This window comes from Methyloversatilis sp. (assembly GCF_030698125.1).
In the GTDB taxonomy this organism is placed as follows: Bacteria; Pseudomonadota; Gammaproteobacteria; order Burkholderiales; family Rhodocyclaceae; genus Methyloversatilis.
Map to the genome: position 1 here is coordinate 1 of NZ_JAUYNV010000057.1, position 15813 is coordinate 15813.

General features: G+C 61.4%; 9 protein-coding genes, 1 tRNA gene and 1 pseudogene. 3 read left to right on the top strand and 8 right to left on the bottom strand.

Annotated elements, in window-relative coordinates; translation table 11 throughout:
• From Q8Q80_RS18605 to Q8Q80_RS18620, 4 genes and pseudogenes are all read right to left on the bottom strand, one after another.
• Nucleotides 1-610, bottom strand: a pseudogene (locus Q8Q80_RS18605) (ISAs1 family transposase); the annotation flags it as partial.
• A 305-nt stretch (nt 611-915) separates the two neighbouring features.
• On the bottom strand, nt 916-1059 hold the full coding sequence (locus tag Q8Q80_RS18610; protein WP_305634346.1) for a hypothetical protein: 144 nt from the start codon (nt 1057-1059) through the stop codon (nt 916-918).
• 190 nt (nt 1060-1249) lie between these two features.
• Nucleotides 1250-7933 (bottom strand): DUF3320 domain-containing protein, encoded by a 6684-nt coding sequence (locus Q8Q80_RS18615; RefSeq protein WP_305634347.1) that lies wholly within the window; start codon nt 7931-7933, stop codon nt 1250-1252.
• A 137-nt stretch (nt 7934-8070) separates the two neighbouring features.
• Nucleotides 8071-8286 (bottom strand): hypothetical protein, encoded by a 216-nt coding sequence (locus Q8Q80_RS18620; protein WP_305634348.1) that lies wholly within the window; start codon nt 8284-8286, stop codon nt 8071-8073.
• Nucleotides 8287-8574: 288 nt separating this feature from the next.
• Between Q8Q80_RS18620 and Q8Q80_RS18625 the strand changes: the two genes are divergently transcribed.
• A complete protein-coding gene (locus Q8Q80_RS18625; RefSeq protein ID WP_305634349.1) occupies nt 8575-9309 on the top strand; it encodes a DUF6088 family protein in 735 nt (244 codons plus the stop codon).
• Nucleotides 9306-10346 carry a nucleotidyl transferase AbiEii/AbiGii toxin family protein gene (locus Q8Q80_RS18630; protein WP_305634350.1) on the top strand — a complete coding sequence of 347 codons (1041 nt, stop codon included), beginning with the start codon at nt 9306-9308 and terminating at the stop codon, nt 10344-10346. The genes Q8Q80_RS18625 and Q8Q80_RS18630 overlap by 4 nt, the downstream gene beginning before the upstream one ends.
• A gap of 105 nt (nt 10347-10451) precedes the next feature.
• On the opposite strand, the gene Q8Q80_RS18635 is transcribed toward Q8Q80_RS18630, so the two are convergent.
• The 4 genes from Q8Q80_RS18635 to acs form a co-directional block, all read right to left on the bottom strand.
• Nucleotides 10452-10541: transfer RNA gene (locus Q8Q80_RS18635), tRNA-Ser, on the bottom strand.
• 42 nt (nt 10542-10583) lie between these two features.
• Complete coding sequence (locus tag Q8Q80_RS18640) at nt 10584-12653, bottom strand: sodium:solute symporter family protein (protein ID WP_305634351.1); 2070 nt, start codon at nt 12651-12653, stop codon at nt 10584-10586.
• Between the two features lie 2 nt (nt 12654-12655).
• Nucleotides 12656-12916, bottom strand: a complete 261-nt coding sequence (locus tag Q8Q80_RS18645) for a DUF4212 domain-containing protein (RefSeq protein WP_257081801.1) — start codon at nt 12914-12916, stop codon at nt 12656-12658.
• A gap of 157 nt (nt 12917-13073) precedes the next feature.
• On the bottom strand, nt 13074-15044 hold the full coding sequence (acs, locus tag Q8Q80_RS18650) for an acetate--CoA ligase (protein WP_305634352.1): 1971 nt from the start codon (nt 15042-15044) through the stop codon (nt 13074-13076).
• A gap of 217 nt (nt 15045-15261) precedes the next feature.
• Here acs and Q8Q80_RS18655 point away from each other — a divergent pair, with 217 nt between their 5' ends.
• Nucleotides 15262-15786: a TIGR00645 family protein gene (locus Q8Q80_RS18655; RefSeq protein ID WP_305634353.1), complete on the top strand. Its 525-nt coding sequence runs from the start codon at nt 15262-15264 to the stop codon at nt 15784-15786.
• The last annotated feature ends 27 nt before the right edge of the window (nt 15787-15813 follow it).

A 15813-nucleotide genomic window follows, 5' to 3' on the forward strand; every position in this document is an offset into this window, starting at 1 on the left:
GTCGATGAAGGCATCTTCGATCACGCGCAACAAGGTCGGCTGGTTGCCCTTGACCGCCAGCAGATAGTCGCCACCCTGCGCGACGATGCGCTCGGCGATTGCCTTCTGGCAGCCCATCGCGTCGATGCTGACCAGATACCCACCCAGGTCCAGTGCCGCCAGCAATTCGGGGATCGCGGTGATTTCGCTGCTCTTGCCGGAAACCATCTCCTGACCGAGCACCAGCGACAGATCGGTATGAAAGGCGCTGACCATGTGCACCGGCCCGTGTTCCGAGTCGGCCGAGCCGCGCAGGGTCTTGCCATCGACGGCGATCTGACCACCCGGCGGTGTCGATGCCGCCGACCCATCGGCGGAACGCCCCTTCGAACTGCTTCGGGTCGATCAACCGGAAGAGGCGCAGAAAGGTGTCTTGCGAGGGCACGCCGTTTTGCAGCACGAGAAAGCGGCGCAGCCACGATTCCTTGACTGCGGCCCATTCGGCGATGTCTTCGACCGTGTCACAGTCGGACAGCACGGCACACACGGCAATCACCAGAATCTCCTGGAAGTCGCGCCGCGTACGGTTGCTGGGTCGGCGCGGGTCGACCACCTGCTGCAACGCGCTCATCAGATCGAGTCCATTCGCTGTGCCCATTTCGTACGCCCAAAGGGCGAGAGTGGACGCGATTCTGGCAGGGTGCACAAGAGGCGCGTGCAAGTTCATGAATGTGAACGACAATTCAGGGCGGCGGTGTCAATTGGCATATCTCGGTCAGACGATGACATCCGAGTGTGACGGCCCTGGTCTTGGGACGCTCTGCGACTCATTGTTGGCTGGAGGTCGTCATTCACATCAGCGCCCAGTAGCCCCATGAAATCTCAGGTTTCCTCGATCTGAATTTCGGAATACCACCAAAAGTACCACCAGGCCTTTCAGCCTTGCTTTTGCAGTTTCTGAAACTCATCGCGCAGCAGGGTGACCACCTCGACCGGGTCCAGTACGACCAGCCGATTCTTTTTCAGGAACGCGGCCCACTGTGCCCGTTTCACGGCATCCAGCGCAAAGGTATCGCTCAAGCCGGAGGGGTTGATGATAAGTTGATTTCATGAGATTCCATCCCGATGGCCCCTCCATACCCGATATCCTTCTGCAGCGCCGTGACGCTGGTCGAGTCGTTTCAACACCTCGATCTTTCCACACACACACCTCGTCTGTGATCACCGGGATTCCAAATGCCCCGATCTTCTCAACTCGGTGTATCAATTTTCAATCGGCGGCCTGTGTCACATACATACATCCGGCACTGACAATCGCCGCCACGAGCCGCTCTCTGCTTGCTGCACGCAACTGCATTAGTCCGATTTCTCGCGCCACGGCGATTACCGCGCTCTCCCCGGTTCTCCCGGAGTCCAGAACCCGACGCGCAAGCGACGCCAACTCCTGTATGCAGATTTCGCCTACTCCCCGTGTGCCATCGTCGCCAGCTGGCCATCGGTAGGCGACATCGCTGCCTGCCTTCAAACCGCGCGGCCAATAGAACGTGCCACCGGCTTCCTCTGTCGCATCAAACAAGCGTCGGGCTATCTGCTCCACCCGATCCTGAATCCGGCTTCCCGTTCGCTGGAACCCATGCGCTCGTGCAATGCGCCGCGCGAGTACCGCGTCCAGCACCGGTCCTTCATGCTGCACGACCCACTCCACCATCGGCTGCAACACCGCGTCGTAGCTTGTCTCGTAGAACAGGTCGGCAGAAATGGCGCCGGGTGGCACCGCGTCGGTGGGCAGCGATGCCTGAAAGCGACGATCACTTTGGGTATGGTCGCTCCCGAAGACAGGCATTGTCGGCGTGGATGCCGACCGGGCGTAGGCCGCTCCGGCTTGCTCATTCGCCACTTCATGGGCATCGCCGGCCAATGGGCGCAGGCCTGCTGCCGCGCCCGTGATGGCTGCATCGGCCTCCTTGACCGCTTGGAGACTGGGCGTTGCTTCGTCGTCGCTCGACGCGGGTACCGGTTCATCGGACGGTGTCTCAACATCGGCAGCTTGGCGTTCCCGATCCTTTTCGAGCAACTCGATCAGCGCGGCATGCACGTGTTCCAGCGTACCACCCGGGTTCACCCACCAGTCGGTGGACCAGATGCGCACGATCTCCCAGCCAAGTCCACGCAGCACCTGCTCGCGCAGTTTGTCCCGGTCACGCGCGGTGGCGGAGCGGTGGTAGGTTGCGCCGTCACATTCCACCCCCGCGAGGTAGCGGCCCGCGAAATCGGGGTGCACCACGCCCAGGTCCACGCGGAACGACGATGCACCGATCTGGGTGTGCACCTGCCAACCCTTGCGCCCCAGCGCCGTGGCCACGCTGGCTTCGAAAGGGCTCTCGACGCCGCCTTGACTTCCGTGGTGTACTTCCGCGAGTGCGCGCGGCCCGAATTCTGCAAACTCCAGGAAGTGTTTCAGGTCGCGCACGCCGGCCGCCTTGGTGCGCGACAGGTCCATCTGCTCGCCCCGCAGGCTGGAAAACACACGCAATTCATGCCGGGCGCGCGTCACTGCCACGTTCAGGCGTCGCTCGCCGCCGTCGCGGTTCAGTGGGCCGAAGTTCATCGACACGGTACCTGCCATGTCCGGCCCGTAGGTGATCGAAAAGTACATGATGTCTCGCTCGTCACCCTGCACGCTCTCCAGGTTCTTCACGAACACCGGCTCGAGCTCCATTTCGGAAAAGTAGGGTTCCAAGCCGGGGTCTTTGCGGCGCTCTCCATCAAGCAAGTCTTCGATCAGGCCTTGCTGCTCAGAGTTGAAAGTCACCACCCCGATGGTCATGCCCGATTCCCGAAAGCCTGGGCGCTTGAGTCGGCTCACCAGATCGGCCACCAAGGCATGGGCCTCTGGCTGGTTAATGCGGGCGCCGCCTTTTTCGTAGCGCCCATTCACCAGGTGGAAGCTGACGGCTCGGTCGTCGGTGACCGGCGACGGGAAGGTGACGAGGCCACCGCCGTAGTAACGGTGGTTGCTGAAGGCGATCAGGCTTTCGTGGCGCGAGCGGTAGTGCCACGACAGGTTGCGCGTGGGCAGGCTGGCACCCAGGCACTCGTCGAGGATGCTCTCCAGGTCGCCTTCCACGACATCGTCGTCACCGTCGGTGCTGTCGCTGCGGCCGAAGAAGTTGGTGGGAGGCAGTTGTTTCGGGTCGCCGACCATCACCACCTGCTTGCCACGGGCCATGGCGCCAATGGCGTCCCACACCGGGATTTGCGACGCCTCGTCAAACACCACCAGGTCGAAGTTGCTGGCTTCGGCCGAAAGGTACTGCGCGATCGACAGCGGGCTCATCAGCAGGCACGGGGTCAGCCGCAGCACCACCGACGGAATTTCTTGCAGGAGCTGGCGCAGCGGCTTGTGCTGTTTTTTCTTCGTGATCTCGTGGCGCAGGATGCCCCACTCGCTGTTGCGCTGGATGCCGTCGGTCGCCGGCAGGTTGGCGCACAGCTTGGCGCGAATCCACTCGCGGGACACTTTGGTGAACTCGTCATCCAAGGCGCGGAACGCCTGAATGCGAAGCTCGTGCTCAGCGGAGACAAAGCGCTTGAGAACCTCGTCCTCGTCCACCGCTTCTGCGAGCCACCAGCGGGCGTAGTTCACTTCGAACGCTGCCGGCACCTGCGCTGGGGTCACGTCACCTGCTTCGATAGCGCCCACCAGCGCTGGAAATCCTGCATGGCGTGCATCAACCTGAGCATGGCGCCAGGCGCACCATGCGTGCAGGCCGTGGTGATGTGCCTCTAATTGCACCGCCGTCTCAGCCAGTTCTAAGGGCTCAAGGTCTGCGAACGCGCGGCGAACGGTGTCTGGTTGTGCGGCGTGGTTGCAAAACTGGTCTGTCGCACTGTTGAACTCTGTCAGCTTCTCCATGACCCCGCGGCAAGCTTGCCCGATCACGCCCGAGTCACCCAGTTCAGAGCGACGAGTTGCCAGCACCTGATGCAAGCTGCGACGCGCCGCGGCTGCGGCAGAGGGGTCCAGTCCAAGGCCAGACAGGCCCGCCTTCAGCAAGGCATGGAACTTCAATGCTCGCTCGATACCGTCGCTGTCGGTATCCAATGCACTCCAGACACCAGGGTACTCGGTCGCGAGTCCTGTCATGGAAAGCAACCGTGCTTCCACCGATCCGCGTCTCTGCAACCACTCATGCTGTTGTTGTAGAGCGGGGCCGCATCGCCCTTCGGCCACTTCCTGATGCGATGCTTGCAACATGCCCCTCTGATGCAAGACCAATCGTTCGCGCTCAAACGCGAGCGCTGAACGAAGAACTGCGGAATCGGTGTTGTGCCCTTGCCAAAGCCCATGGCTGCTTTCTGAGAGCGATGCACACTCGGTCAAGCGATGGTCCAGGTCCAACAAGGTCTTCAGGCGTTGAACCTCGCGTGTCCAGCGCTCGCCGCAGTACCCCTCTGATGCAGCGTCCAGATCCTCCAGCGCAAAGGGTTTTCGCATGCGTGCGGCATGCAGAGCCATATTGGCCTTCAATGCGCTGCGGGCGTGATCAACCCGGGTCTTGACGCCCGCCCATAAGCCTTCAGCCGCAGCACCCGGGTTCAGTTGCTGGACCTCTTCAAGTAGGCTCTTCATGCGCACGAGCACAGACAGATCATCGGCGACACGCGGCTCACCCGTGCCCTCGATGACACTTTCAAGCGCGCCGCGCACTTTTCGCTTGCCTAGCCAAGACATCGGCCAGAATGCCTTGTCGGCTTTGGCCCAATCGCGCTGCAGCTGCGACACATTGAGCTGTCCTACACCTGCGCCGTACTTCACAGAAAGACCTGCGCGCAGTTGGCTCATTTCCTCGATCAACTGCACCGCACGTTCGATCTCATCGCTGACGGCAGGCGGCCAGGGTGTTCCGAGTTCTGTGTGCAGGTTTCGGTGCTTGTCGAGCAAGTCGAGCGCCTGAGTCATGCGAGCCTGCAGCTCTGCCGGCCACGGAGCGGACATCTTCAACGAGATTTCCCGGTGTTGGCCGAGCAGATCATTGCCGGCTTTCAAGGCGGCACAGATGACCTCACTGTCCGGCAGCGCGCCGAAGCTCCAGTCTTGAGACGATGCCTGAGGCAAGGCCTTGGCGAGTACACCGAGCGCCGACCGGGTTTGACGATGCAGTGCTGGCCATTCCATGCCGAGCAGTTGCCCCAGAGTTTGAGCTGCAGCCTGGAAATCACGGCTGGTCGTCTGCAGCGTCTGTGCGGACCTGACCATTTCCTGCTGCCACTTTGCGGACCATTCCGTGACGTGCACAGGCACCAGCGGACCGGTCAGCAATTGATCTGGGCTAACCGCCGCCGCGTTGGCCTGCAACCTGCGAGCGAGATTGCGCAGTTCGGCCAGCGCAGCTTCGTCGTGCGCACGGGGAGAGGCCCAGCTGAATCGCAGATCCGGCAGCGCATCGTCGCCGACGACACACCCGATGGCTTTGAAGATCGTCCAACCGTTGCTGTGGCGGTGGTGTAGGCGCTCAACATAGGAAGACAGTTGCTTGCGCACTTGACCCAGTTGCCGGGCCATGGCTTCCCAGGTGGCAGCGTCTACTTCACCTTTGGACTCCCAGGACTTCTGGAGCTGGCTCAAAACGTCGAGCTTGCGACTCTTGTTTGAATGCAGTTCGAGGCAGAACTCCCCAAGTCCCACTTCGCGCAGGCGGCGGAAGACGACATCCAGCGCAGCGATCTTTTCGGCCACGAAGAGTACGCGCTTGTTTTCAGCCAGGCACTGCGCGATCAGGTTGGCAATGGTCTGACTCTTGCCGGTACCAGGCGGACCGATCAAAACGAAGTCTTTGCCCCTGGCCGCAGCCATGACGGCCGACAGCTGGGACGAGTCTGCTGGGAGTGGGCTGAACACCTGCTGTGGCGGGTAGTCGGCGTCCAGCCTGCGGGTCTCGGGGAAGGGCGTTGTGAAGGGATAGGGTTCGCGCGGCGAGTCGATCAGGTGCGCCACCACCGGCGACTTGCGCAAATCGTCGGTGCGGTCAGACAAGTCCTTCCACATCAGGTACTTGGCAAAGGAGAACAGCGACAACACGACATCTTCGCTGACTTCCCAGCCTCGGATGTCCTTGATGGCGCCGCGAACTCGCTTCCAGATGCCTGCAATGTCCAGGCCGGACTCATCACGAGGCAGGTCGCCAGCGGCAATGCCCAACTCCAGTTGGAAGTCCTGCCGAAGCATCTCGACCAGCGTCGGATTGAACAGCGCCTCATCTTCATGCTCTTGCAGCGTAAACCCAGACCGGGCGCTTTTTCGATTCAGCGTGATCGGCAGCAGGATCAAAGGAGCTTTGACCCGGATGTCCGGTTTGTCAGGGCGGGTCCAGACCAGGAAACCGAGCGCGATGAAAAGTGTGTTGGAGCCGCCCTCCTGCATTGCGTTACGAGCGGCCCGATACAACTCGACCAGACGTCCTTCCAGTTCTTGATCTTCCAGCCGTATGAAGACCTCGCGGCGCTTCAGTGCGTCTTTTGCATGCGCTTTGCGAAGGTCTTCAAGGCTTCTGGCTTCGTGAAGTTGCTGGCTTCGAGGGTCTTGGCCCTGCATCAATGCTGGGCTGGGCAGGAGTTTGATCGTTTGCCCTTCTGCCAGGGTGTCTTCCAGTTCTGGCGCAGCCGCGTCCAGCAGTAGCGCCTTCTTCCCCTGCTTGAAGTTAAGCAGTGCGTTTCTGAGCGACAGATCGAGCAGTTTGCGTTGCCACCGAGCCAGTCTGTCTTTGGGATCGAGTTCAGATATCGGCGTATCGGTGATCGCCTCGTCGGGGAGGTCCGGAGCGTCTTCAATGCCGATCGGTGCCTCTGGTTCCACGTCGACGGGCATAGCCTCAGCGACAGCGTGCGCCTGAGCCAGTGGCTTGATACGCGACATGCGCGCGCGTTTCACGTCGATGACCAGTTCAAACTTGTCTTCTTCCTCCTCCGACAACTGACGGTTTGCGTTGGCGATGGCCTGGCTGAAACTCACAGCTTGGCCCTGGGCCGCGAGGGTTGTTTCGAAGACCAGCATCTCCTGCAACTTCAAACGCTTTCTCACCGCTGTGATGTCATCGACCACGGAGGTAGAAAACTCTTCATCCCGAAGCCACATACCGACGAATGCGTGACCACGGGTGAATACCAGTAAGGGGTTGAGGTGTGCCTGCTCCAGGCACGCAGCGAACAGCAGCGCAAGATCAAGGCATGTGGCCAAGCCGCCATCGAGCACCTGCGAAGGACTGCGAACCTTCTGCCCAGTGTGTTCAAAACTGGCGGGCGGCAGTGCGTAGTTGAGCTTGCGCTGGAGCACAGCAGCCCAAATGCCCGACGCCAACTCCCATGCCCGTTTTGAGCCATGGGTGTAGCCGTCGATCGAACCGGATTTTCCACCCGTCTGCAATGCCAAAGCGGCACCCTTGAGCAGACGGTCTATCGCCAGGTCGTTCGGCTGTACGAACGCCGCCACCATTTCTGGCAGATGACCAATGCCGCCCCATTGATTGCGTGCCAGCAGTTCTACGGTGGACTCGTGCCTTGCGAAGATTTCATCCGATTGCTTGCGACTGCGCAGTTCGAAATGCAGCGAAGCCGATTCTGCTTCGGTCAAGCGCGAAAGGAGGGCGCCATCCAACTGCACGTCGAGATCACGAAGGTGATAGCTCTCGCCGGCGCCCACCGATTCCACGTTCCAGACGCGAGGCTTTACAAACGGGGGCTGGGAAACCAGTTGAACGGTCAACTCGCTGATCGGAGACGGGGTCTCATTGACGATGACCAGTTCGTGCAATGCGGGTACTGCATTTTGGAAGGCTGCGAGGTTCAGTTTTTTCGCCGCACTGATCTGCAATCGAACTGTGGGCGGTGGCGCCTCTGAAACGGCAGAATTTTCAGGCGTACCCGCCTCTGTCGATTGAGCTGACTCCCTTGTCATGCACGTTCTCCTTTTCGGCCCTATTGTGGCGCGCAAAGAACGTTGTAACAAATTTCGACGAGGCGTTGGGCCGACACCTTCCCGCAGAGCACACGACCAAGCCTATTTCCCCTGAATGGCACCACATTGCCTGCCGCTCACGCATCAAGGTAATTGCTCCATGCCCGCATCATCTGCGCTCGCGGCTGCAAGTTCATCGCGTGGTTGTAAGACGCGCTGACCTGGTTGCGCTCCTGATGGACCAAATAAAGCTCAATGTGCTCGTGTGGCGGGCCCTGTTCGTGCAGCAGGGTGAGGGTGATACCCCGGAAGCCGTGACCGGTCATGCGCCCCGCGTAGCCCATGCGATCCAACGCGCCCAGGATCGTGTGTCGCTCATGGACTTTTGATGGCCGCGCTCACCGGGGAAGCGCCCGACCTTCTTCGTCCTTTTGATGACGGCTCGTTTGAAAGGCATGTAGAAGCATCCGGGCGAACAGAGCTCGATTGCCCACGGCAGAACAAACCGGATTCTGACCTTCCTCAGGAGAATTGAGGCCGAAGCGATCATCGACCCGAGCACGCTCATCAAGCTGCAGAGCCCCTTTTGTCCGAAAGTTGACTATGTTTTTCGGACAAACTTCTTGACTCCTGTCCGAAAAATGTACATAGTTTTCGGACAGGAGATTCGCATTTCAGATTTAAGCAACCGCATCACATCAATGATTGATCGAGCGGGTCCCGGCTACGTCTGGGTACCCACCGACTTTGCGCACCTTGGAACACGCGATGCCATCGACAAGGCGCTGCAACGCATGGTGTCAGGTGGAATGCTGCGCAGGATCGACCGCGGTCTCTATGATCGCCCTGCCCTGAATCGCCTGACTCAGCGCCAAAGCACCGCTGACTATCAAGCAGTCGTGGATGCCATTGCCCGGCGTGATCAACTACGGATCCTCGTCGACGGCATGACGGCTGCGAACGATCTAGGCCTGAGCGATGCCGTTCCTGCCCGGGTGACGGTCTATACCGATACGCGCAGGCGTCCGATCAAGCTGGACAACCTGCTGATCGACTTCAAGCAGGCAGCCCCCAGCCGCCTCTGCTGGGCGGGTCGCCCTGCCATGCGTGTTGTCCAGGCCTTGCAATGGCTCAAAGACACCCTTGCCGGGGATGGTGACCGCATTCGAAGCAGGATCGCCCTGTTGCTCAAAGACCCACAGCACGGCGAAGCCATACGCCACGACCTGCAACAGGGATTCGCCGCATTGCCCGGCTGGATGCAGAAATTCATGCGAACCCTTCCGGATTTCGACCCCGCGCCTTCTGCTGCGGACCAGAACTCTCCTCAAAGAGACGTGACGACGGGTGGGCGGGCAGCAGGAGGCCCGACATGAATCCCGCTTACGAAACGGTCATTACTGCGAGCGAAGCCGAGCGCCGCGATCTGTTTCTGAGTACTGCCGCCCGTCTGGGTACGGCAATCCAGAATGTCGAAAAGGACTTCTGGGTGTGCTGGACGCTGGATGCCCTGTTCAACGGACTCGACAGCAACCGGCCGCGCCTGCTGTTCAAAGGCGGCACATCGCTGTCCAAGGCGTTCGGACTGATCTCCCGCTTCTCCGAGGACATTGACATTACTGTGTTCCGGGATGACCTCGGCGAACCTGCCGATGTCCTGGAACTCGATGCCCTCAGCGGCAATAAACGTCGACAGCGCCTCGATAGCATCCGAAACGCATGTCAGGAATTCATCAACGGCCCACTGCTTGATCAGTTATTACGCAGGGCCGCCGACGTCTTCGACCAAGAACGCTTCCGCCTGGAACCCGACCCGGAAGACCCGGATCGCCAAACGTTGCTGTTCTGGTATCCCTCCGTTTCATCCAGGAATGAAAACAGCTATGTACGTTCCGCAGTGAAGATCGAATCAGGAGCCAAGTCAGCACTGGACCCCCATACGCTGGCAAGTGCCACGCCGTACGTCGCCAACGACATTCCCGGTATCGACCTTCTGGTGCCGAACATCGTCACCGTGCAACCGCAACGCACCTTCTGGGACAAGATCGTTATCTTGCACGGCCTTCGTCAATGGCATGATCGAAAAGGCGTACTGCGCCATGGTGGCCAGCGAGTCTCCCGCCACTACTACGACGTGTATCGCCTGATGCAGACGGAAAATGCACAGCACTGGCTGAACGATCACGGTCTTGGACAAGACTGCGCAAGACACGCACGTGTGTTCTTCGGGAGCACCGATCTCGGCCTTGATACGGCTGTCCCGGGGTCGCTGACGCTCACTCCCTCACCGGCCATGCTTGAAGCGCTGGGAAAGGACTACGGCGCAATGAGCGGTATGGTGTTCGGCGCTGTCCCGAGCCTGGGCGATGTTCTGGCAACCGTTCGCGAGATTGAGGAATTCGTCAATGGCTGACAAGTTGTACAGCGCAGACGACTAACAGCCCCAAGATCGCCAAAGGGGGTAAAAAGGGGGGAGAAAAAGAAAACGGGCCGCAAAGGCCCGTCTTTACTGCATGTCTGGCGGAGAGGGCGGGATTCGAACCCGCGTTAGGTTTTCACCTAAACACGCTTTCCAGGCGTGCGACTTAAACCACTCATCCACCTCTCCGCGAAGCGCGCGACTATAGCAGAAAGCGCCCGGGCGCGGCCGTCAGGGGCCCGGATTGCGCGCAGGCGGCGGATCGACGCGGTCATGCGGCAGGCGCGGGTAGCGCAGGTGTTCGACCAGCTCCTGCGTGGCGGTGTCTGGCGGCGGGGTCAGCAGGCTGACGATGACCAGCACGACGAAGCCGAACGGGATGCCGAAGAAGCCGCACGAGATCGGCTCGATACCCAGCCAGGCGTTGGCGATGCTGCCGCCGAAGAACGGGTGGGTCAGCGATGCGTAGTAGAGGCACATGCCGAGGCCGGCCACCATGCCGCTGACGGCGCCGGCCTTGTTGGCACGCTTCCAGAACACGCCGCACACCAGCGCCGGGAAGAAGGCGGACGACGCGATCGAAAACGCCAGACCGACCATGAACAGGATGTTGTCCGGCTTCAGCGAGGCGGTGTAGGCGGCGACCAGTGCAACCACCAGCAGCAGCGCCTTGGAAATGACCAGACGGCGCTGGGTCGACGCGTTCGGGTCGATCACCTTGTAATAGACGTCGTGCGACATGGCGTTGGCGATGGTCAGCAGCAGGCCGTCGGCGGTGGACAGCGCAGCGGCCAGACCGCCGGCGGCAACCAGACCGGAGATCACATAGGGCAGACCGGCGATTTCCGGCGTGGCGAGCACGATCACGTCGGTGTTCAAGGTCAGTTCGGCCAGCTGCAGGATGCCGTCACCGTTGATGTCCTCGATCTTCACCAGCCCGACCTTGCCCCACGAGGCGACCCAGCCGGGCAAGGTCGAGATCGTCGAACCCACCAGGTTGGTATAGATCTCGAATTTGGCGAACACGGCGTAGGCCGGCGCGGTGACGTACAGCAGGAAGATGAAGAACAGCGACCAGAACACCGATTCGCGCGCTTCCTTGACGCTTGGCGTCGTGTAGTAGCGCATCAGGATGTGCGGCAGCGAGGCGGTGCCTATCATCAGGCAGATCACCAGCGCGATGAAATTGAGGCGCTTGCGGTTCGATTCGGCCTCATCGCTCCCGGCGTGGGCGGCGGTATGCGGCAGCGGCGGCGCCGACTTGGCGGCCGCAGCAGCGCGCCCCTCGGTCCAGCGTTTGAGCGCGTCGGCCTCGTCCCTGGGCATGTACTTCAGCGCTTTTTCGGCCGACGAAATGTCCTTCGCCGAGGCGTTTTCGTGCTTCAGTTCATCCAGCCGGATGGTCAGCGCGGCGCGCTCGCCTTCGAGCGAAGCCGGCAAACCTCTGATCTTTTCGTCGAAGGCTTCGGCGCGCGCCTTGTACATCGCGTTCACCTCGATTTCGCGCGGCGACGAAAACAGCGTCTGCTCGGTCGTCGTGAGCTTCTTCAGCACGCTGCCATACACCGCCTGCGGCACCGGCACGCCGGTGACCTTGGTGGACAGGATGACCACCGGCAGCAGATAGGCCACGATGAGGATGATGTACTGGGCGACCTGGGTCCAGGTGACGGCACGCATGCCGCCAAGGAAGGAACACACCAGAATGCCGGCCAGGCCGACGAATACGCCGACCTCGAATTCCAGCCCGACGAAGCGGCTGGTGATCAGGCCGACGCCATAGATCTGCGCCACCACATAGGTGAACGACGCAAGGATGGTGGCGAACACGCCGATCATGCGCGCCGCGTTGCCGCCATAGCGCGCGCCGAGGAAATCCGGAATCGTGAATTCGCCGAACTTGCGCAGATAGGGCGCGAGCAGCAGTGCCACCAGGCAGTAGCCGCCGGTCCAGCCCATGACGAAGGCGAGCCCCTGATAACCGCCGAAGTACAGCGTGCCGGCCAGCCCGATGAAGGACGCCGCCGACATCCAGTCCGCGCCGGTCGCCATGCCGTTGAACATGGCGGGCACACGCCGGCCGGCGACGTAGTACTCCGACACGTCGGCGGTACGGCTCATGACGCCGATGCCGGCATACAGCGCGATGGTGGCGAACATGAACACATAGCCGATCCAGCGCGACGACATGCCCATGCCTTCGGCCAGCGACAGCAGCACGACGAATATCGCGAAGCCGCCGGCGTACCAGGCGTACATCTTCTTGAGCTGGCGGTAAAACGCCGACTGCCTCTGCGGCATGGTCAGACGTCCTCGTTCACGCCGTACTCGCGGTCAAAGCGGTTCATCACCCGCGCGTAGTAGCCGATGATCAGTACGTAGACGATGAGCGAGCCCTGGGCGCCCATGTAGAAGGCGAGCGGCCAGCCGAGAAAGGACCATTCGTTGAGCTCGCGGGCGAAAAACACCGGTACGAAGGTGACCGTGAACCAGATGACGAGCAGCACCAGCGTGACGCGAAGGTTCCTGCGCCAGTATTCGCGGTGGCGTTCGGACAACTGCATCAGCGTGTGCTCGGCAGCATGTTCGGTGCAGTCAGGCCGCGATGGCCATTGGACGGCGTCAGGTCAGTCCGGGGCGGGCGCCGGTGTGACGGCGCCCGCCCCGGTGTGATCGGGTTGAGTGTTGCACGCCCGGCCGGAGCCGGGCGTCAGCGCTCGATCAGAGGGCTTGCGCCAGCTGTTCGAGGATGGCCGGATTTTCCAGCGTCGAGGTGTCCTGCGTGATCTGCTCGCCCTTGGCGATCGAGCGCAGCAGGCGGCGCATGATCTTGCCCGAGCGGGTCTTCGGCAGGTTGTCACCGAAACGCAGATCCTTGGGCTTGGCGATCGGGCCGATCTCCTTGCCCACCCAGTTGCGCAGTTCGGTGGCGATCTGCTTGGCTTCATCGCCGGTCGGACGCGAACGCTTCAGCACGACGAAGGCGCAGATGGCCTCGCCGGTCAGATCGTCCGGACGCCCGACCACGGCGGCTTCGGCCACCAGCGGGTGCGACACCAGCGCGGATTCGATTTCCATCGTGCCCATGCGGTGACCCGATACGTTCAGCACGTCGTCGATGCGGCCGGTGATCGTGAAGTAGCCGGTCTTGGCGTCGCGGATCGCACCGTCGCCTGCCAGGTAGTAACGCCCCTGGAAGTCGGCCGGGTAGTAGCTCTTCACGAAGCGGTCCGGATCACCGTAGATCGTGCGGATCATCGACGGCCACGGCTTCTTGACCACCAGGATGCCGCCCTGCCCCCACGGTACGTCGTTGCCGGTTTCATCGACGACGGCGGCCTGGATGCCCGGGAAAGGCAGCGTGCACGAACCCGGCACCATCGGTGTGGCGCCCGGCATCGGCGTGATCATGTGGCCGCCGGTTTCGGTCTGCCAGAAGGTATCGACGATGGGGCAGCGGCTGCCGCCGACGTTTTCGTAGTACCACTCCCAGGCGGCCGGATTGATCGGCTCGCCAACGGAACCCAGGATGCGCAGGCTGGCAAGATCGTAGCTCTTCGGATGCACGGCCACATTCGCGTCGGCAGACTTGATCAGCGAACGGATGGCGGTCGGCGCGGTGTAGAACACGCTCACCTTGTGGTCCTGGATCATCTTCCAGAAGCGGCCGGCGTCCGGGTAGGTGGGCACGCCTTCGAACACGATTTCGGTCGCACCGCAGGCCAGCGGGCCGTAGGTGATGTAGGTGTGGCCGGTCACCCAGCCGATGTCGGCGGTACACCAGAAAACATCCGACGGCTTGATGTCGAAGGTCCACTTCATCGTCAGGATGGCGTGCAGCAGATAGCCGCCCGACGAGTGCTGCACGCCCTTGGGCTTGCCGGTCGAACCGGAGGTGTAGAGCAGGAACAGCGGGTGTTCGGCATCGACCCATTCAGGGGCACAGTCGGCGGCCTGGCCTTCGGTGATTTCGTGCAGCCACTCGTCGCGGCCAGCGACCATGTTGCAGGTGCCACCGGTGCGCTTGTAGACGATGACCGTCGAGCAGGCTTCGCAGCCACCCATGCCGAAAGCCTCGTCGACGATGGGTTTGAGCGGAATGTTCTTGCCGCCGCGGCACTGTTCGTCGGCGGTGATCAGCATGACTGCGCCGGCGTCGCTGATGCGATCGCGCAGCGACTGCGCCGAAAAGCCGCCGAACACCACCGAGTGGGTGGCGCCGATGCGGGCGCAGGCCTGCATGGCAACGATGCCTTCGATCGACATCGGCATGTAGATGACGACCCGGTCACCCTTCTTCACGCCCTTGGCGCGCAGCGCGTTGCCGAGCTTGCACACGCGGTCCAGCAGGTCGCTGTAGGTGACACGGGTGACGGCGCCGCCGTCGGCTTCGAAAATGATGGCTGTCTTGTCACCCAGACCGGCTTCGACGTTGCGGTCGAGACAGTTGTAGGACACGTTCAGCTTGCCGTCTTCGAACCACTTGAAGAACGGGCGGTTGTCTTCATTCAGCGTGCGGGTAAACGGCGTCTGCCAGCTCACGTGTTCGCGCGCCAGGCGCGCCCAGTAGCCTTCGTAGTCGCGCTCGGCTTCGGCACACAGCGCGCGATAGGCGTCCATGCCGGACACGGCGGCGCCGTCAACCAGCGCCTGCGGGGGGTGATACACGTGAACTTCGGATGCTTCGGACATACAACCTCCTCCATCGAATCAAAATCTGCACGCTTGCGGGCTCACGCAGCAATACAAGTACGGCCTTGTGGGCCTGAGTCAGGCGCATGGGTGCGCTCGAATTCCATTTATTACAGCCCGGAGGGCTTACAACCCCCTTACTGCAGGGGTACCCGCCGAGACCGTCAAGTGCGGATGGTAATATCGCGCTCGATCTTTTGCCCGACTTGCGTCAAATATGCTCAATCTTGGACGTGTTCTAAAAAGCATGATCTTCGCCAGCCGCTGGTTGCAGGCGCCGCTCTACTTCGGTCTGATCGTTGCTCAGGCGGTGTATGTCTACCTGTTCATGGTCGAACTGTCGCACCTGATCCACAAGATCGGGTCGCTCAGTGAAAACGACATCATGCTCATCGTGCTGGGCCTGATCGACGTGGTGATGATCGCCAACCTGCTGATCATGGTCATTGTCGGCGGCTACGAAACCTTCGTGTCCCGACTCAACCTCGAAGACCACCCGGACCAGCCGGAATGGCTGTCGCACGTGAACGCCGGCGTGCTGAAGGTGAAACTGGCCACTGCGCTGATCGGCATTTCAGCCATCCACCTGCTGAAAACCTTCATCAACGCTGAACAGCTGACCGACCGCGTCGTGCTGTGGCAGGTGGTGATCCACATGGTGTTCGTCTTGTCGGCACTCGCCATGGCCTACACCGACAAGCTGATGACGCAAACGCTGCTGCTGAACAAGCAGCATCACTGAGCGTCGTGACTGGCCGCCACCCGCGGC